The sequence below is a fragment of the Curtobacterium sp. MCBD17_035 genome (genome assembly GCF_003234815.2).
Taxonomy (GTDB): Bacteria; Actinomycetota; Actinomycetes; order Actinomycetales; family Microbacteriaceae; genus Curtobacterium.
This window is the reverse complement of record NZ_CP126279.1, coordinates 785,835-803,542: the sequence shown is the minus strand read 5'-3', so window position 1 is coordinate 803,542 and position 17,708 is coordinate 785,835. Positions and strand designations below refer to the sequence as shown.

Here is a 17,708-nt window from a genome sequence, read left to right as displayed (position 1 = left end):
GTACGGAGGACAGCGGGGGCGGTGATCACCACCGGCGTCATTGGATGCTCTCGGTCTTGCCGATCAGGCACTTGCCCGTGCTGAGCACGGGAGCCGTCTCGCTCACGAACGCCGCGCCGCGGAACTGACCGATGAGGCAGGTGGACCCGACGAGCACCGACACCTGGATCGAGTCGGCGGCGCGACCGATCGAGGTCGTGTCCGGCGTGATCTGCATCGCCTTCTTCGGGAACCCCGCGTTCACGAGGGAGTTCACGATCGCCGCGTCGTCGGGGTGCGCGTTCGACGTGGTGAGCGTGTGCGCGGCGTCGTCGAACCGGCCCTTCGCCGCGATGGCGGCGGCGTCCATCGTCGCGGTCGGGACGGGGACGTCCGTCGGGGTCGAGATCGCCGTGGCCGTCGTGCTCGCGGAGACGCTGCTGCTCGGCGGTGCGGACACCGTGTCGTGGTCACCGCCGCCCGTGCAGGCGCTCACGCCGATCCCAGCGAGCATCGTGATCGCCAGGACCATCGGGAGCCTGCCTCGCATGGACGCGTCCTTCCTGCGACGGCGGTCCCCCCGGCGGCGCCGCACCAGTGTACGGGCAGGACCCGGGCGGGCCGGGAGACCACTGCCCGTCACGCCGTGGCGTCCACCGCGAGGGCCGAGGGGTCGTGACGGTCCGGGCCAGGGGCCGGTGCGGCGTCGTCGTCGGGCACGACGCCGTCGGGGCCCACGCCCGCGAACTCCGGTGCCACGAACATCCCCGGTGTCGAGGCGAGACCGTCGCCATCCGGGCCGCCGTCGTCCAGGTTCCCGTCCATGGAGCCAGCGTCGTCGGCACCGGGCGTCGCCCCCAGCGCGCCGGCTGCGACCTCGACCGCGACGGCACCGGCCACCGCGCGTTCCTCGGCCGACGGCGCGTCACCCGGAGCCGCCATCTCGTCGGCCGTCTGCCGCGGCGTGCGGCGCCACTGACCGCGCCCGTAGGCCAGGTCGTGCCCGATTGCGTCGGCGTCGATCTCGACCGCGAGCCCCGACCGGTCCTGGCGCTCCCACGTCCGGACCCGCAACCGCCCCGCGACGAGCACCCGGTCCCCCTTGACGACGGAACCGGTGCAGTTCGACGCCAGGCTGCGGAACGCGGTGACCGTGAACCAGTTCGTGTCGCCGTTCACCCAGGCGGAGTTGGCGCGGTCCCACCGCCGCGACGGCGACGCCAGTCGGAAGCTCGTGATGGCCAGGCCGGTCCCCGTGACGAGGTGCCGTGGTTCGGTCGCGACGATGCCGCGGATGGTGATCGTGTCGTTCATGCCCCGATCGTCGGGCCTGGCCCAACGCGGCGAGGCGCTGTCGACCACACCGGTGGACAACCGCCTCGACGGGTCCCTTGGGGACGACGTCCGGTCAGTGGGCGCGGAACTCGGGCCGCTCGGCCAATGGCCCGAGCGCCGCGTGCACGGCACGCTTCGCCGACTCGAGCGTCGGGTACGACGCGTGTCGATCCTCCCGGCCGTAGAGCGCGACGCGGAACCCGGCTTCGGTGCGGTGGATGCTGCCCACCGCACCGGCCGGTCCGATAGCGACCCAGGTGTCCGTCGTGCGTGTGGTGACACGCTCGTCCGTCGTCGTCATCGTCGACCACCTCCTCGTGGTCCCGCGCCGTCCGACGACCGGATCGGTGTCCGGCTACGACGCCAGGATGTACTGAGCGTACGCCCGGCGCACCTTGTTCACCTTGGGCACCGCGACGGCCATGCAGTAGCCCTGACCCGGGTTCTTCGCGAAGAAGTCCTGGTGGTACTCCTCGGCCCGGTAGAACTCCGTGAGCGGCTCGATCGTCGTGACGATGGTGCCGTCCCAGATGTCAGCCGCACGCTCGATCGCGCGCTCGAACAGGGCACGCTGCTCGTCGTCGGCCGGGAACATCGCCGACCGGTACTGGGTGCCGACGTCGGCGCCCTGACGGTTGAGCTGGCGCGGGTCGTGCAGCGTGAAGAAGACGTCGAGGATGACGTCGGCGGGGATCACGGTCTCGTCGAAGATGACGGCGACCGCTTCGGCGTGCCCGGTCCGGCCGGTGCACACGAGCTCGTACGAGGGGTCGGCGACCGTCCCGCCGACGTAACCGGACACGACGTCCTGCACGCCCTGGAGCGTGCGGTACACCGCGTCGAGACACCAGAAACAACCACCTGCGAGCACGAACGTCGTCATGGGGGCAACCTACCTTCCGCGGCCGGGCGACTCCCGGCTGGGTGGTCAACGACGACGGGCCCCTCGCCATTCCCCGGCCCGCCCTCCACACGGGAGGCACGGCGCCCGTCGTCCACACCGGTCGCGGTCGCGCGCTGCGCTGTCGGCGGGTGCTCCTAGCGTCGTCGTCGAGCCGGGAACCGCCTGGCGGACGAGGAGGCGACATTGGAGACGACAGCAGCTCCCTGGCGGATCGGGACGCCACGGCCGGTCGCGCGTTCCCGTGGCGGCCTCCGCGTCCTCGACGTGCGTGAGGACCTGAGCCGGGTGACCCGCGCGAACGGCGAGATCGTCGGGTACGTGGACCGCGTCGAGGTCGCGGGCGCTCCGGCGTACCGAGCGCGCCGATACGTCCCCGCCGAGCGTCGCTTCGTGGCGCTCCCCACGGTGTGGGACCCGGACGACGCCGTCGACTGCCTGCGCTGGTGACACCGATCGGACCCTCCGCGGGGCGGTTCTCCGCAATGGCCTGTCGCACGCCGACGGCGCCGTGAGCCATGGATATGGTGCGCACATGCAATGGTGGAACAGCTTCATCGACTGGTCGGGTTCGGCCCATGGGTGGCGACTCATCTCGGGCGCGATCATCCCGTTCGTCGCGATCGTCGTCGCGGGGATCGTCGCGGCCCTCATCGGTCGCGGTGCCGCCAAGCGCGTCGTGGCGATGCAGGAGCGCGAAGCGAAGAACGCCGCCGTCGCCGGCGTCATCTCCGCCGCCCGCAAGGCCGCGACCTGGGGTGCGCTGGGCCACGACGAGCGTTCCTACGCGGATCACCTGGCCGAGGACGCCGACATCCGGCTGCGGCTCCTGCCCGTGGTCGGTGCACCCGTGGCGGCGAACTGGGCGCAGCACGAGATCGCCGACATCAAGAAGCACTCGTCGACCTTCAGCTTCCAGGCCGAACAGTCGCTGTCCGAGTTCCGTGACCGCATGCTCGAGTGGCAGGCGCGGCCGTCCAGGGCACGCAAGCTGTTCCGCGCGGACCTGGAGCGCTGGAAGTTCGAGAGCCCGGACCCCGACGCCGACCTCGTCAAGCGCCAGCAGGAGTGGAACGCGGACCAGACCGAGGCGGTACGGGCGGGATCCGGTGCCGAGCGCGGTGCCACGACGACGCCCCTCCGCGCCGGGCGCTCGGACGCGGCGAGCACGACCGCGACGGGCACGACCGCGACGGGCACGACCGCGGCGAGCGGGACCGCCGACGCCGCCGGTGGGGTGACGGTCGGTTCGGGGACCGCTCCGCGTCCGGCGCCGATCGCACCGGTGCTCCCCCGTGTGGATCGCAGCCCCCTGCCCGACCGCGCCGCATCGGCAGCTCGCGGCACACTGACCGACCGCAGTGCTTCGGCAGACAGCAGCGCCCCGGCGGACCGCGCCCCTTCGGCACGGCCGGTCGGGACGCCGGACCGCGAGGCGGGAGCCGATGGATCGGCAGCGGTGACGCCGTCCGGCGCGGCAGTGTCCGGTACCGGCGGGACCGAGGCGGACCGGCAGACGGCCGTGGTGCCGGCAGTGGCCGTCGCACGACCGTCGACGTCGGAGCGTCCGGCGACCCAGTCCCCGGCTGCGGCCCCGGCCCCGGCCCCGGCTCAGGTCGTCCCGGTGAGCGCGGACGAGTCCGGCGAGCACGGCCGACCGGCGGGCGAGCTGACGGACCCGAAGGTCGACGCGGCCGGGCCCGCGACCACGAACACGACGTCGATCCCGACCCGCATCGCGGACGCGCCGGTCGAGCCGGCCGATCCCGACGAAACAGACGAGGCGCCGTACGGTTCACCGGTCAGCGCGGCGGAACTCCGGCGCCGGGCCGACCAGGACGACGACTGATCGAGCGCCCGCTCAGACGGACCACATGGACGGCCGCTCCCTCGACGGGGGCGGCCGTTCGTCGTCGCGCCCCCGGCAGGATTCGAACCCGCGACAGGATGGGTAGAAACCATCTGCTCTTCCACTGAGCTACGGAGGCCTGCGAGCGATTGTACGGCGTGGCCGTGGACGGCGACGGGCGCGTGCCGGGACGGCGGGGACGCGTCAGGGCAGCGCGCGGGCGAGCGCCGTCAGCAGCTGGTCCGGTCGTGGGACCCCTGCGGCACGGAACACCTCGTCACCGTCCGCCCCGCTGATGACGATGGTCGGCGTGGAGCGGATGCCGAGCGCCTCGACCCGGTCCGGGTGCGCCGCGACGTCGAGCTCCCGCACCTCGAGCGCGGGGACGAGCCGCTGTGCCTCACCGACGACCCGTCGTGCCGCGGCGCAGGGGGCGCAGAACGCGGACGTGTACAGGTCGAGGTGCATGCCGGGCCGAACGCGATCCGGCCGGCCGCCATTCCCGGAGGCCGGCCGACGCGGGTCAGGGGCGGTCGAACTCGCCGGTGCGGTCGCCCCGGTTCTCGAGTGCGTCGACGGGGTCCGAGTGCTCGGCGTCCCAGCGGTAGTCGACGTGCACCTGGTCGACGACCTGCTTGGCGTTCTCGGCCTTGTAGGTGAACGCGGTCTCGAGTCCGTCGACGATCGCGAACGCCGTCACCTCGTCGTCCCACGTGTCGCTCGTCGCGGTGCGGGTGTCCGTCGTGCCGTTGAAGGGGCCGTCGTGGTAGATGGCGGTGTACTCGTCGCCCTCGTGGATGGTGATGTCGCTCATTCGTCCCTTCTACCAGTCGGGGCATCGAGCGGCCCGCGCATCGGGCACCACGAGGACGGTCGGGAGGACGGCTCTTGTCCGGTACATAGCTCGGCTATACAATTGTCGGCATGGACGATCGCGAGGCCACCATCGAGACGCTCCTCGTGTCCGTGAATCGACTGATCCGTCGCGCCGCCCGCGCCAGCGGCAACACGACCTCGTCGGCCGTGTGGCGGACCCTCGGCATCCTCGACAGCGACGGCACGATGCGCCTCGGCGAGCTCGCCGCGGTCAGCCGGGTCAGCCAGCCGACGATGACCAAGCTCGTCGCGGGCATGGTCACGGACGGCCTCGCGAGCCGGACCACCGACCCGGAGGACTCCCGGGCCGGCCTCATCACGATCACCGACGCCGGCCACCAGGCCATCCGGGACTGGCGCGCCACCCTCGCGCGCGAGGTCGGTCCGCTCTTCGCGGACCTCGACCCCGACGAGTGGGACACCCTGCACCGAGCAGCGACCCTCGTCACGGCGAGGGTCAGGACGGAGACACCCGCGTGACGGACCACGCAGCACCGACCGCCACCGGCCACGGCCCCACCGGCCACGGCAGCAGCAGCAGCAGCAGCAGCAGCAGCAGCATCCTCAAGCAGTCCTCGGCGGTCTGGGCGATCGCCTTCGCCTGCGTCGTGGCGTTCATGGGCATCGGGCTCGTGGACCCGATCCTCCCGGCGATCGCGCAGTCCCTCAAGGCCACGCCGACGCAGACCGAGCTCCTGTTCACGAGTTACCTCGCAGTGACGGGCGTCGCGATGTTCTTCACGAGCTGGGTCTCGAGCCGGATCGGCGCGAAAAAGACGCTCATGATCGGGCTCGCGCTCATCGTGCTGTTCTCGGTGCTCGCCGCCACGTCGGGCAGCGTCTGGCACATCATCGACTTCCGCGCCGGGTGGGGGCTCGGCAACGCGCTCTTCATCTCGACCGCGCTCGCCACGATCGTCGGTGCGGCGTCGGGCGGGACGGCCTCGGCGATCATCCTGTACGAGGCGGCGCTCGGGCTCGGCATCGCGATCGGTCCGCTGGTCGGCGGGCTCCTCGGGTCGATCAGCTGGCGCGGGCCGTTCTTCGGCGTGACGACGCTCATGGCGATCGCGTTCGTGGCGATCCTCGTGTTCCTCCGGGGCAACGGGGTGGAGAAGCCGTCGCCCACCCCGCTGTCCGCCCCGTTCCGCGCGCTCGGCCGTCCGGCGCTGGCCGCCCTCGCCGCGACCGCGCTGTTCTACAACATCGGCTTCTTCGTGCTCCTCGCCTACACGCCGTACCCGCTCGGCTTCGACGCGCTCGGCATCGGGTTCACCTTCTTCGGTTGGGGTGTCGGCCTCGCGGTCACCTCGGTGTGGGTCGCGCCGATGCTGACGGCCCGGCTCCGGCGCACGTCGGTGCTCCGGCTCGCGCTGCCGCTGCTGGCGCTCGACCTGTTCGCGGCGGCGGTCGTGGTGCACAGCCAGGTCGGCCTGGTGATCTGCGTGGTGATCGGCGGTCTCGTGCTCGGCGTGCTCAACACCGTCCTCACCGAGAGCGTCATGGAGGCCACGGACCTGCCCCGTGCCGTTGCGTCGAGCGCCTACTCGGCCGTCCGGTTCATCGGCGGCGCGGTGGCCCCGCCGGTCGCGACGCTGCTCGCGGACGCGATCGCCCCGAGTGCCGCGTACGTCTTCGCCGGCGCGTCCGTCACGGTCGCCTTCGTCGTGACACTCGTCGCGGCGCGCGCACTCCGCCGCGTCGACGACGGACCCGAGCCCCAGCGCATCGAGGCGGAGGCCGTCAGCGCCGGCGAGGTGAGCTGACCACCGGACGTCCGCCGCGCCTCCCGACCGCACGCGGCCCGGCCGGGAGGCCCGACCCCACCCCCAGGACCGTCACCGGACCGGCATAGGATCGAGCACATGTCCACGTCACACGACCGCCTCGTCTGGATCGACTGCGAGATGACGGGGCTCGACCTCGACGCCGACGAACTCGTCGAGGTCGCGGTCGTCGTCACGGACTTCGACCTCGAGCCGGTCCACCCGGGCTTCGACATCGTCATCAAGCCGAACCAGTCGGCACTCGACAACATGAACGACTTCGTGCGGAACATGCACACGACCTCGGGCCTCATCGACGAGATCCCGAACGGCGTGAGCCTGGCCGACGCGGAGTACCAGGTGCTCGAGTACATCCTGCGGCACGTCCCCGCCGAGGGCTCGGCACCGCTGGCGGGCAACACGATCGGCACCGACCGGTCGTTCCTCGCGCGGTACATGCCCCGGGTCGACAACCACCTGCACTACCGCAGCGTCGACGTGTCGAGCATCAAGGAACTCTGCCGCCGCTGGTTCCCGCGCGTGTACTTCAACGCACCGGAGAAGCACGGCGGCCACCGCGCCCTCGCCGACATCCTCGAGTCGATCCGGGAGCTCGAGTACTACCGGCGCGCGGGGTTCGTCGCCGAGCCGGGGCCGGCCACCGAGGACGTGCGCGGGATCGCGGAGCAGGTCGTCGACAAGTGGGAGTCCCGGCTGGCCGCACCGCAGGCCTGACCGGCAGCGCGGCGCCGGACTGTCCGCTCGACGCGGACGCCCCGGACTGGGGTCACCAAACCCCGAGCCGGGCCGCCTCGAACACATAGCGTGTCCAGCACCATGCGCAGCGCGACCACCACCACGGCCTCCCGCATCATCAGCGTCGGGGGCGTCCGCGGGGACCTCGTCGTCCCGAACGACGACCTCGTCGGTTCCATCGACTCGTCCGACGAGTGGATCCGCCGCCGCACGGGGATCGTCACGCGTCGGCACGCGCGCAAGGAGGTCCTGGTCGAGGACCTCGCCGAGCAGGCCGGGCGCAGTGCGATCGATGCCGCCGGGATCGACCCCGAGCAGGTCGACGTCGTCATCGTCGCGAGCATCTCGTGGATGCAGACCACGCCCGCGATGGCGCCCCTCGTGGCGCATCGGCTCGGCACCGGACCCGGCACCGCCGCGTTCGACGCCAACGCCGCCTGTGCGGGCTACTGCTACGGGATCGGCCAAGCGGATGCGATGATCCGCTCGGGGCTCGCCCGGCACGTCCTGGTGATCGGTGCCGAGAAGATCTCCGACTTCATCGAACCGACCGACCGCACGATGTCGTTCATCATGGGTGACGGCTCGGGTGCCGCACTCGTCGGACCGAGCGACACCCCCGGCATCGGCCCGACCGTGTGGGGGTCGGACGGCCGCCTCAACGGCGCGATCGGGCTGACGCACTCGTGGCTCGACTTCAAGTACGCCGCCGACGACGAGCGCGTGCCGTGGCCGACCGCGCGCCAGGACGGACCGAGCGTGTACCGGTGGACGCAGACGGCGCTGCCGGAGCTCGCGCTCAAGGCGATCGCGGACGCGGGCCTGACCCCGAAGGACATCGAGGTCTTCGTGCCGCACCAGGCGAACCTCCGGATCGTCGAGGGACTGCACGACCGGCTCGGACTCGCCGACGACGTCATCGTCGCGCGCGATATCGTCGACACGGGCAACACGTCGTCCGCGTCGGTGCCGCTCGCGACCGAGCGGCTGCTGCGCGAGGGACTCGCGCAGCCGGGCCAGATCGCCCTGCAGTTCGGGTTCGGCGCCGGGCTGGCGTACGCCGCGCAGGTCGTGCGGCTGCCCGAGCACGTGGGCGTCGCCGGACCCGGCGCGCCCGTCCCGGTCGCGGAACCGGTCGCCGTGTGAGTCCCTGGACGTCGGCGGGCGCCGCGCCCGCCGAACCGAGGAGCACCGTGACCGCCGACCAGCCCACCGTCGTCGTGACCCGCCCCGCGCCGGGCGTCGTCCTGGCGACGCTGTCCCGCCCGGAGCGGCTCAACGCGATCACGGTCGGGATGTTCGCCGAGCTCGAGGAGCTCGCCGCATCGCTCGCCCGCGACGAGCACGTCCGCGTGCTCGTGCTCACGGGCGCCGGCCGGGGGTTCTCGTCCGGCTACGACCTCGACGAGGCGAAGGAGCTCCCGCAGCTCACCGCCATGGGGATGCTCGCCCGCCAGGAGGCCGCGGCACGCGCGCTCGTCGGCCTCCGGTCCCTGCCGATCCCCGTCGTCGCGGCGGTGAACGGTCCGGCCGCCGGTGGCGGGTTCTCGCTGGCCCTCGCGGCGGACATCCGACTCGCCTCCCCCACGGCCACCTTCGTCGCGTCGTTCGTCCGGATCGGCCTGTCCGCCGGTGATCTCGGGTTGTCCTGGCTCCTCCCACGCGTGATCGGGTCGGGCCGCGCCGCGGAGATCACGTTGACCGGTCGCGCGGTCGACGCCGCCGAGGCGGAGCGGATCGGACTCGTGTCGCGCGTCGTCCCGGCGGAGTCCCTGCTCGAGGAGGCGCTGGCCACCGCGGCCGCGATCGTGGGGAACTCGCCGTCGGGCGTCCGGTTCTCGAAGCGAGCGCTGCAGCACAACCTCGAGATCGGGTCGTACGCCGCGGCGGTCGAGTACGAGAGCCGAGGACAGGCGCTGCTGTCCCGGACCGCGGACATGGCCGAGGCGCTCGACGCCTTCCTGAACCGACGCCCGCCCGAGTTCACCGGGCAGTGACCGCCCCTACCGCTGGTCGGCCCCGGCGCCCTCCGCCTGCTGCGCCTTCGTCGCGGCCGCAGCGGCCTTGCCCCGAGCGCGGATCGCGGCCCAGTCGTCCGCGGTGAGGTGGGTGAGGTCCGAGAACGTCGACGGTCCGGCCAGCCGCTGCCCGCCGTCCATCGCGATCGTCTCGCCGGTCAGGTAGTCACACGCGTCGGACAGCAGGAACATGACGAGGTTCGCGACCTCGTCGGGGCGCCCGAACCGGCCCGCGGGGACGCCGCGCACGTCGGTGGCCCCGATGACGGAACTGTCCCCGGGGTCGAGGACGTCCCAGGCGAACTCCGTCGGCACCGGACCGGGCGCGACGGCGTTCAACCGGATCCCGTAGTGCGCCCACTCGACGGCGAGCGACATCGTCATCGCGTTCACGGCGGCCTTCGACATCGCCGACGGCACGACGTAGGCCGAACCGGTCTCGACCCACGTGGTCAGGAGGGACACGACGGCGCCGGGGAGACCCTCGCGGATCCATCGGCGACCGACGGCGTGCGTGACGTGGAACGAGCCGTTGATCACCGTCGATGTCACCGCGGCGAACGCGCGTGCGGACAGCGACTCGGTCGGGGCGATGAAGTTCGCGGCGGCGCCGTTGACGAGCCCGGTGAGGGGACGACCCCCGGCGTGCATCCGGTCGACCGCGGCGTCGACGGCCTCGGCGTCACGCACGTCGACCGAGTCGACGACGATCCGCGACGGGTCACCGAGCATCGCGATCTCGCTCGCGGCGGCGTCGAGCACGGCGCGGCGGCGGCCCCAGAGCACGACCTCGGCCCCGTGGGCGACGAGGGCGCCGGCGATCGCCTTGCCCAGGCCGGACCCGCCGCCGGTCACGAGGATCCGATCGCCCTCGAGGAGGGTCGGCGAGTAGGGATCGCGCCGCTCACCGTCCGCTGGTCCACGTGCCAAGGTCCACCACCGTTCCGGTCCACCCGGCAGCCGGTGTCGTTCGGGTCGACACCGTGTCACTGCCGTTCAGCACGCTACCAGGAGGGCGGTCCCCGCCCCGTCCGGTCACGGGCCGGTGACGACCACCTTGCCGAGGGCGTCGCGGGACTCGATGAGGCGCATCGCGTCGGCGGCCTCGACGAACGGGAACACCCGTCCGACGACGGGGTGGATCCGTCCCGCCGCCATGAGGTCCTGCACGGCGTCGCGGACCATGCACAGCGTGCCGGGGTACTCGGCGTCCATGGTGTCCATCGAGATCCCCGTGACGGACAGGTTCCGCAGGAGCAGCCGGTTCACCCGGACCTCGGGGATCGAACCGCCGGCGAACCCGATGACGACGAGCATCCCGCCCGTGCGGAGCGCCCGCAGCGAGTCGGTGAAGCGGTCGCCGCCGACGGGGTCGAGCACGGCATCGACCCCGTGGCCGTCGGTCAGGCGCAGGACGTCGTCCTTCCAGGGGCCGTCCGACCGGATGACCTCGTCGGCACCCGCCCGGCGCGCGAGCTCCGCCTTGTCGTCCGACGAGACGACCGCGATCGCGCGGACGCCGAAGGCGTCGGCGAGGTCGAGCAGGGCCGTCCCGACGCCGCCGGCCGCACCGTGGACGAGCACCGTGCCTCCCGGACGGACGCCCGACCGGTGCAGCGCGAACCAGGCGGTCGAGTAGTTGAGGTACACCGCCGCCCCCTGGGCGAACGACATGTCGTCGGGGAGTTTCGCCGTGTAGTCCGGCGCGACGACCGCCCGCTCGGCCATGCCGCCCCAGAACACGATGCTGCCGACGCGGTCGCCCACCGCGAAGCCACTCGCCGGGTCCGCCTCGACCACGACACCCGCGATCTCGCTGCCGAGCACGTAGGGGGTGGGCGTGCCGTACTGGTAGCGGCCCCGGCTCTGCAGGACGTCGATGACGCTCAGGCCCGCCGCACGGACCTCGACGACGACCCGGACGCCGCCCGCACGGTGGTGGTGGTGTCCGGGTTCCGGGACGTCTCGGACGACCGCCGCGTCGGGACCGTCCAGCCGCTCGATGACGATCGCCTGCACCCGACGAGCCTAGCCGCGGCTCCGAACACGGCGGACCGCTCGTTGGAGGATCACCACCGTCCGGTCGCCGAACCGTGGTGGGACCTCCACCGATTCGACCCCCGGACCCGCTGCGAGGATGGACCGCATGACCAGCACCCGCGTCGCCGTCACCGGCCTCGGCGCCGTCTCCCCCGTCGGCGCCGACGCCCCGAGCACCTGGGCGGCGTTCCTCGCCGGTCGCTCCGGTGTCGCCCTGATCGAGGACGACTGGGCGGCGGAGCTGCCGGTCCGCATCGGTGCGCGCGTCGACGCGGACCTCGGCGCGCACCTCACGGTGCGCGAGACGAAGCGCATGGACCGCGCGGAGCAGATCGCCATGGTCGCCGGCCGGGAGGCGTGGGCCCACGCCGGGTACGCCGGCCCCCTCACCGACGACGACCGGGACCGCGCCGCCGTGGTCGTGGGCACCGCGATCGGCGGCCTGCACTCGACCATCGAGCAGCAGCACGCGCTCGAGCGGTCGGGATCCCGGAAGGTGCTCCCCCACACCGTCACGATGATGATGGCGAACGGCGCCGCAGCCTGGCTCTCGATGGCGATCGGCGCCCGCGGCGGAGCCAGTGCGCCCGTGTCCGCGTGCGCGTCGAGCACCGAGGCCCTCGGGCAGGCGCGGATGCTCATCGCGTCCGGCGCGGCCGACGTCGTGCTCGCCGGCGGCACCGAGGCCTGCGTCGAGGGCCTCACGCTCGCGGCGCTCGCCCAGACCCGCGCGTTGTCGCGGCGGCAGGACGACCCGAGCCGTGCCTCCCGGCCGTTCGCGGCCGACCGCGACGGCTTCGTGCTCGGCGAGGGGGCGGCGATGCTCGTGCTCGAGTCCGAGGACCACGCCCGCGCACGCGGCGCCCGGGTGCTCGCGTGGCTCGACGGGTCGGCCGTGACGAGCGACGCCCACGACATCGTCCAGGCCGACCCGGACAACCAGGCGCGCACCATGACGCTCGCCCTGCGGGTGGCGGGTGTCCCCGGGTCCGAGATCGGGTTCGTGCACGCCCACGCGACCTCGACGCCGCTCGGGGACCTCAACGAGTCACGCGCGATCCTGTCGTCCGTCGGGGCGCACCCCGTCGTGACGTCGACGAAGTCCATGACGGGGCACCTGCTCGGGGCGTCCGGCGCGCTCGGGGCGGTGGCCGTGGTCGAGGCCCTGCGGACCGGGACGGTCCCGCCGACGACGAACGTCGACGCCGTGGACCCCGAGGTCGAGGTCGACGTGGCGACGACACCGCGGACGGTCGACACCGGGGTCGCCCTGCTCAACTCGTTCGGCTTCGGCGGCCACAACGCGTCGCTCGTGTTCGCGCGGGCGTAGGGCGGACCTCCCGCGGAGCTACCGCGCGACGTCGTCGCCGAGCCCGAACACGCGCCGTGCGTTGCCGCTCGTGAACGCCTCGCGGTCGGCGTCCGAGTCGAACTCGGCGAGGAACCGCTCGACGTCCGCGCGCGTCGGCCGCTGGAACGGGTAGTCGGTCGAGAACACGAGGCGGTCGACCGACGTGACGGTCAGGGCGTGCCGGAGGAGCGCGGGGTTGAACATGCCCGACGTCGTCACGACGACGTTCGACCGCAGGTACTCGACCACCGGGCGGTCGAGCCCAGCGGTGCGCGCGAGGCTCTGGATGCGGTCGACCCAGAACAGCAGGAGTTCACCCCAGTGCCCCAGGACGATCTGGAGGTCCGGGTGCCGGTCGAACGTGCCCCGGGCGATCAGGCGGAGCGCCGCCACCGCGGCCTCGAGGTGCCAGCCCCACCCGAAGGTCGACAGCGCGAGGTCGGTCATCGGGTCGAAGCCGGAGTAGGAGGCCTCGCGCACGGCCCGCGGTGGGATCTGCGGGTGGATGAACACCGGGAGGCCCCGGGCGGCCGCCACGGCGAACAGGTCGTCGTACCGTGGGTCGTCGAGGGGGACGTCGCCCGTGCGGCCGTAGACCATGGCCCCGACGAAGCCGAGGTCGGCAGCACGCTCGAGCTCGGCGACGACCGCGCTCGGCTCCGCCATCGGCAACGTCGCCATCGCAAGGAAGCGCTCGGGACGGCGCGCGACCGCGGCGGCCGCGGCGTCGTTGAGGTCGTGGCTCGCCGCCACCGCGTCGGCGGGGTCGAGTGGTCCGGTCGCGGGCGGGGCCACGGACAGGACCTGCAGGTCGACCCCCTGCTCGTCCATGACGGCGAGGCGCGCGGCGTCGAGGTCCTCGAGCAGGGCGAGGGTGTCCCCGTGCTCGTTGAGGACGAGGCTGTCGTCCCGACGGTCCCCGGGGAGCCGTTCGAGGGCCTGGCGGAGGTCGGGGGTCGTCCAGTGTTCTTCGATGGCGATGACGGTCACGCTCCGGAGCCTGCCACGTGGGTGCGCCGCGGGTTCGTCGCGCGCCCCTAGCCCACGGGGACGCCGATGCGGTCCGCCTCGAGCGACCGCCGGAGCGCGGCGAGCGCCGCGCCCGTCGCGGCGACCTGGTCGTCGTCGAGCACCGGTGCGAGGAGGGACTCGAGCAGCGCGTCGAAGGTGCGCTCTGCCTCGGCGACCAGCTCCGCCCCGCGTCCGGTGAGCCGGAGGAGCGAGGACCGGCCGTCCACCGGGTTGGGGACGCGCGTGACCCAGCCCCGGCCCTCCAGGCGGTCGACCCCCTTGCTGATCGCGCCGATCCCGGCGGCGACGGTGCGGGCGACGTCACCGACCCGTGCATCGGGGTGCGCGCGGAGGTACCGGAGCATCTCGAACTGGGACGCGACGATGCCGTGGTCGGTGCGGAGCCGGTCGGTGAGGGCGTTGTAGACGCGGGTCTCGCACCGCACCAGGTCGTCGAAGAGCGCCGCGCGGCGGGCGGTTGCCGATGTACTTGCCATGGCATACAGTCTACGATGCATGCCACGGCATGCAGTTTCCGAACGAGGAGGACGACATGACGAGAGCAGCACGACGGGCCCTGGACACGGCACTGCGGGCGACGGCGCACGAGGACGAGCCGGGATCGATCGAGGAGATGCGCGCCGACTTCGCGGCGCTGATGGCCCGGTTCCCGGTCCCCGGCGGCGTCCGGCGCAGCGCGGTCGAACTCGGCGGCCGCCCGGCGGTCCTCGTCGAACCCGAGGGTGAGGGCGGTCCGGGGACGATCCTGTACTTCCACGGCGGCTCCTGGCTGCTCGGCTCCCCCGACACGGCGATGGCCCTGACCACGGAGCTCGTCCTGCGGACCGGGGTCCGAGCCGTGTCGCTCGACTACCGGCTCGCGCCCGAGCACCCGTTCCCCGCCGCGATCGAGGACGGTGTCGCGGCCTTCCGCGACCTCGTCGACCAGGGCGAGGACCCCGCGACCATCGCCTTCGCGGGCGACTCCGCGGGCGGCGGCCTGAGCGTCACGACGAGCATCGCGGCCCGGGACGCCGGCCTGCCGACGCCCGCCGCGATCGTCGCGTTCTCGCCCGGACTCGACCACACCCGCACGGGTGCGTCGATGACCACGAAGGACGGCGTCGACCCGTTCCTCACCGCGGCCGGCATGCGCCGGACCGGCGCGCTCTACCTGGCGGGCCAGGACCCGTACCAGCCGCTGCTCGCCCCGGCGGTGGTCGGCGACCTGACGGGCCTGCCGCCGATGCTCCTGCAGGTCGGGACGAACGAGGTGCTCCTCGACGACGCCGTCCGCCTGGCCACCCGGGCCGTGGAGGCCGAGGTCGACGTGGTCCTCGACGTCACCGCCGACGTGCCGCACGTGTTCCAGACGTTCGTCGGGACGCTGGACGAGTCGGACCGGGCGCTCGACCGAGCCGCGCTCTTCCTGACGCAGCACCTCGGGCGGGGCTGACCGGCGGTCAGCGGCGGGGCACGACGACCGCGCGTGGTGCCCCCGGGCGTGCGGAGCGGACCTCGCGTGGTGTCGGTGGTCGGGACCACGATGGAGGCGATGACCGGCACCACGACGACCGCCCCGCGGCAGCTCCTCGACGTCCGACGCATCTACGCCGAGCCGGCCGCGCTCGCGATGCCGCGCGGGGCCGAGATCGTCGCCGAGTGGCCGGACGCCGAGGTCGTCGAGGTCCCGTCGCACTGGCAAATCCCGGAGGTCCACGGCGACGAGACCAACGTGCGCCGGTGGGTCCGGATCAAGACCGAGGCCCTCGTGCTCGGCGTCAAGAAGTCCCTGGTCACCCGACCGAACGGGCGCAGCGCCGACTTCATCGCCCCGTCGACGGCGAACGGGTGCGCGATGGCGTGCGCGTACTGCTACGTCCCGCGGCGCAAGGGGTACAGCAACCCGATCACCACCTTCGTGAACATCGAGCAGATCCAGCGGCACATCGCCCGCCACGTCGCCAAGCAGGGCCCGAAGGTCGAGCCGAACCAGTGCGACCCCGAGGCCTGGGTCTACGACATCGGCGAGAACTCGGACTGCTCGGCCGACGCCCTGGTGAGCGAGAACGTCCACGACCTCGTCGACCTGTTCCGCATGATGCCGACCGCGAAGGCGTCCTTCGCCACCAAGTACGTCAACCGTGACCTGTTGGACTGGGACCCGATGGGCCGCACGCGGGTCCGGTTCTCGCTCATGCCGGCCGAGCTCGCCAAGCTCACGGACATCCGGACGTCACCCATGGCCGAGCGCATCGCGGCGATCGACGACTTCGTCGAGGCTGGGTACGAGGTCCACCTCAACTTCTCGCCGGTGATCCTCACACCGACGTGGGAGCAGGACTGGCAGGCGCTGTTCGAGCACCTCGACGACGTCCTGTCCCCGCGGACGAAGGCGCAGCTGGCGTGCGAGGTCATCATGCTCACCCACAACGAGGGTCTGCACGGCGTCAACCTCGGTTGGCATCCGAAGGCCGAGGACGTCCTGTGGCGCCCCGAGCTGCAGGAGACGAAGGTGTCCGAGAACGGCGCGGTGAACGTGCGCTACCGGCGGGAGCTGAAGCGGGCTGCGGTGGACCGGTTCACGACGCTGCTCGCCGCGACCATGCCGTACTGCCGCGTCCGCTACGCGTTCTGACGGGCCCGGCCCCGCGCCTCCCGTCCGTCCGTCCGTCGTCGGTTCGCGACGAACGCTGCGTCAGCCGCCGACGAACGCCGCGTCCGTCGCGGCGAGCACCCGGAGCACGTTGCCGCCCGCCAGCGCGCGGAGGTCGTCGTCCGACCAGCCGCGCCGCCGGAGCTCGTCGGCGAGCACCGGGTACCGCGAGACGTCGCGGAGGTCCGGGGGCAGGACGGGCGTGCCGTCGTAGTCGCCCCCGAGCCCGACGTGCTCGATGCCCGCGACCTGGCGTGCGTGGTCGACGTGGTCCGCGACGTCGGCCACGGTGACGATCGGGCCGTCGGCCGGGCGGCTCGCCGGGTCGGCGGCCTCCCACGCGGCCCAGGCCGCGGAGACGAACGCCGGCACGAACGTGATCATGACGACTCCGCCGTTGTCGGTGAGTCGGGCGAGCACGTCGTCGGGGACGTTCCGCGGGTGGTCGTTCACCGCGATCGTCGACGAGTGGCTGAACAGCACCGGGGCGGTGGCGACGTCGAGCGTGTCGCGCATGGTGTCGGGGCTCGTGTGCGAGAGGTCGACGAGCATGCCGATCCGTTCCATCTCGGCGACGACCTCGCGCCCGCGGTCGGTCAAGCCGCCGTGCGCGCGCTCCCCCGTCGCGGAGTCCGCCCAGGCCGTGTCCGCGGTGTGCGTCAGCGTCATGTACCGGACGCCGAGCCGCGCGAACGTCCGGAGCACGGCGAGGTCGTCGCCGATCGCGTGCCCGCCCTCGGCCCCGAGCAGGCTCGCGATGCGTCCGGCCGAGACGGCCGCGCGGACCTCGTCGGCGGTGCGCGCGAGCCGGAGGTCGTCCGGGTAGCGGGTGATGAGGCGGTGGACCAGGTCGATCTGCTGGAGCGTCGTGCGGACGGGGTCCGGCTCGTCGACGTCGACGTACACGGACCAGAACTGGCCGACGACACCGCCCGCACGGAGCTTCGGCAGGTCGGTGTGCAGCGTGAGCGCGGTGCCGTCGACGCCCTCGACGGACGAGCCGCGCCGCATCTGGCACTCCCACGGCAGGTCGTTGTGGCCGTCGATTACGGGGAACGACAGGGTCGCGAGCGGGTCCGTCATGCTGCCGACGGTACTGGAGGCACGACGACCCGCCGCGAGATCGCGGTCGGTGCCGTTCTGGTGCCCTCCAGAACGGCAGTGACTGCG

General features: G+C 72.8%; 21 protein-coding genes and 1 tRNA gene. 10 read left to right on the top strand and 12 right to left on the bottom strand.

The features are described 5' to 3' along the window. Positions 1-37: 37 nt before the first annotated feature. The 4 genes from DEI93_RS03895 to msrA all read right to left on the bottom strand — a co-directional run bounded on the left by DEI93_RS03895 (position 38) and on the right by msrA (position 2,197). Positions 38-529 (bottom strand): DUF6993 domain-containing protein, encoded by a 492-nt coding sequence (locus DEI93_RS03895; protein WP_146242799.1) that lies wholly within the window; start codon positions 527-529, stop codon positions 38-40. An 89-nt stretch (positions 530-618) separates the two neighbouring features. Beyond that, a complete protein-coding gene (locus DEI93_RS03890; protein ID WP_111009944.1) occupies positions 619-1,293 on the bottom strand; it encodes a single-stranded DNA-binding protein in 675 nt (224 codons plus the stop codon). 94 nt (positions 1,294-1,387) lie between these two features. Next, positions 1,388-1,615: a methyltransferase gene (locus DEI93_RS03885; protein ID WP_111009946.1), complete on the bottom strand. Its 228-nt coding sequence runs from the start codon at positions 1,613-1,615 to the stop codon at positions 1,388-1,390. Positions 1,616-1,669: 54 nt separating this feature from the next. Then, positions 1,670-2,197, bottom strand: coding sequence for a peptide-methionine (S)-S-oxide reductase MsrA (msrA, locus tag DEI93_RS03880; RefSeq protein WP_111119804.1), 528 nt, complete (start codon positions 2,195-2,197; stop codon positions 1,670-1,672). A 204-nt stretch (positions 2,198-2,401) separates the two neighbouring features. Between msrA and DEI93_RS03875 the strand changes: the two genes are divergently transcribed. Together DEI93_RS03875 and DEI93_RS03870 are read left to right on the top strand one after the other, a co-directional pair. Beyond that, positions 2,402-2,665 (top strand): hypothetical protein, encoded by a 264-nt coding sequence (locus tag DEI93_RS03875; RefSeq protein WP_111009950.1) that lies wholly within the window; start codon positions 2,402-2,404, stop codon positions 2,663-2,665. Between the two features lie 85 nt (positions 2,666-2,750). Continuing rightward, positions 2,751-4,064, top strand: coding sequence for a hypothetical protein (locus DEI93_RS03870; RefSeq protein ID WP_111009952.1), 1,314 nt, complete (start codon positions 2,751-2,753; stop codon positions 4,062-4,064). Positions 4,065-4,131: 67 nt separating this feature from the next. Here DEI93_RS03870 and DEI93_RS03865 read toward each other — a convergent pair. From DEI93_RS03865 to DEI93_RS03855, 3 genes are all read right to left on the bottom strand, one after another. Beyond that, positions 4,132-4,203 (bottom strand) — tRNA-Arg (locus tag DEI93_RS03865). Positions 4,204-4,268: 65 nt separating this feature from the next. Next, positions 4,269-4,532, bottom strand: a complete 264-nt coding sequence (locus DEI93_RS03860) for a glutaredoxin family protein (RefSeq protein ID WP_111009954.1) — start codon at positions 4,530-4,532, stop codon at positions 4,269-4,271. 55 nt (positions 4,533-4,587) lie between these two features. Further along, a complete protein-coding gene (locus tag DEI93_RS03855) occupies positions 4,588-4,878 on the bottom strand; it encodes an oligoribonuclease (RefSeq protein WP_111009955.1) in 291 nt (96 codons plus the stop codon). A gap of 110 nt (positions 4,879-4,988) precedes the next feature. On the opposite strand from DEI93_RS03855, the gene DEI93_RS03850 reads away from it, so the two are divergent. The 5 genes from DEI93_RS03850 (at position 4,989) to DEI93_RS03830 (ending at position 9,459) form a co-directional block, all read left to right on the top strand. Next, positions 4,989-5,420: a MarR family winged helix-turn-helix transcriptional regulator gene (locus DEI93_RS03850; protein WP_111009956.1), complete on the top strand. Its 432-nt coding sequence runs from the start codon at positions 4,989-4,991 to the stop codon at positions 5,418-5,420. A gap of 80 nt (positions 5,421-5,500) precedes the next feature. After that, entirely contained in the window at positions 5,501-6,706 is a 1,206-nt protein-coding gene (locus DEI93_RS03845; protein WP_258368572.1) for an MFS transporter, read from the top strand. A 99-nt stretch (positions 6,707-6,805) separates the two neighbouring features. Continuing rightward, positions 6,806-7,441, top strand: a complete 636-nt coding sequence (gene orn, locus DEI93_RS03840; RefSeq protein WP_111009960.1) for an oligoribonuclease — start codon at positions 6,806-6,808, stop codon at positions 7,439-7,441. Between the two features lie 102 nt (positions 7,442-7,543). Continuing rightward, positions 7,544-8,608: a beta-ketoacyl-ACP synthase 3 gene (locus DEI93_RS03835; protein WP_111009962.1), complete on the top strand. Its 1,065-nt coding sequence runs from the start codon at positions 7,544-7,546 to the stop codon at positions 8,606-8,608. Between the two features lie 47 nt (positions 8,609-8,655). Next, complete coding sequence (locus DEI93_RS03830) at positions 8,656-9,459, top strand: enoyl-CoA hydratase/isomerase family protein (protein WP_111026505.1); 804 nt, start codon at positions 8,656-8,658, stop codon at positions 9,457-9,459. A gap of 6 nt (positions 9,460-9,465) precedes the next feature. Here DEI93_RS03830 and DEI93_RS03825 read toward each other — a convergent pair whose 3' ends face one another. Continuing rightward, a complete protein-coding gene (locus DEI93_RS03825; RefSeq protein WP_111013799.1) occupies positions 9,466-10,410 on the bottom strand; it encodes an SDR family oxidoreductase in 945 nt (314 codons plus the stop codon). A gap of 105 nt (positions 10,411-10,515) precedes the next feature. Continuing rightward, positions 10,516-11,499, bottom strand: a complete 984-nt coding sequence (locus DEI93_RS03820; RefSeq protein ID WP_111119806.1) for an NADPH:quinone oxidoreductase family protein — start codon at positions 11,497-11,499, stop codon at positions 10,516-10,518. Positions 11,500-11,626: 127 nt separating this feature from the next. On the opposite strand from DEI93_RS03820, the gene DEI93_RS03815 reads away from it, so the two are divergent. After that, positions 11,627-12,850, top strand: a complete 1,224-nt coding sequence (locus DEI93_RS03815; RefSeq protein WP_111119807.1) for a beta-ketoacyl-[acyl-carrier-protein] synthase family protein — start codon at positions 11,627-11,629, stop codon at positions 12,848-12,850. Positions 12,851-12,868: 18 nt separating this feature from the next. Here DEI93_RS03815 and DEI93_RS03810 read toward each other — a convergent pair whose 3' ends face one another. Then, complete coding sequence (locus DEI93_RS03810; protein WP_111119808.1) at positions 12,869-13,861, bottom strand: amidohydrolase family protein; 993 nt, start codon at positions 13,859-13,861, stop codon at positions 12,869-12,871. Between the two features lie 47 nt (positions 13,862-13,908). Then, positions 13,909-14,379 (bottom strand): MarR family winged helix-turn-helix transcriptional regulator, encoded by a 471-nt coding sequence (locus DEI93_RS03805; RefSeq protein ID WP_111009971.1) that lies wholly within the window; start codon positions 14,377-14,379, stop codon positions 13,909-13,911. A 56-nt stretch (positions 14,380-14,435) separates the two neighbouring features. On the opposite strand from DEI93_RS03805, the gene DEI93_RS03800 reads away from it, so the two are divergent. Both DEI93_RS03800 and DEI93_RS03795 read left to right on the top strand, forming a co-directional pair. Further along, a complete protein-coding gene (locus tag DEI93_RS03800; protein WP_111119867.1) occupies positions 14,436-15,338 on the top strand; it encodes an alpha/beta hydrolase in 903 nt (300 codons plus the stop codon). 99 nt (positions 15,339-15,437) lie between these two features. Further along, the gene (locus tag DEI93_RS03795) at positions 15,438-16,520 is read left to right on the top strand and encodes a spore photoproduct lyase family protein (RefSeq protein ID WP_111119868.1); all 1,083 of its coding nucleotides are present in this window, start codon (positions 15,438-15,440) and stop codon (positions 16,518-16,520) included. 60 nt (positions 16,521-16,580) lie between these two features. Here the strand turns inward: DEI93_RS03795 and DEI93_RS03790 are convergent, their stop codons facing one another. Continuing rightward, a complete protein-coding gene (locus tag DEI93_RS03790) occupies positions 16,581-17,621 on the bottom strand; it encodes a dipeptidase (protein ID WP_111119809.1) in 1,041 nt (346 codons plus the stop codon). Positions 17,622-17,708 lie beyond the last annotated feature (87 nt).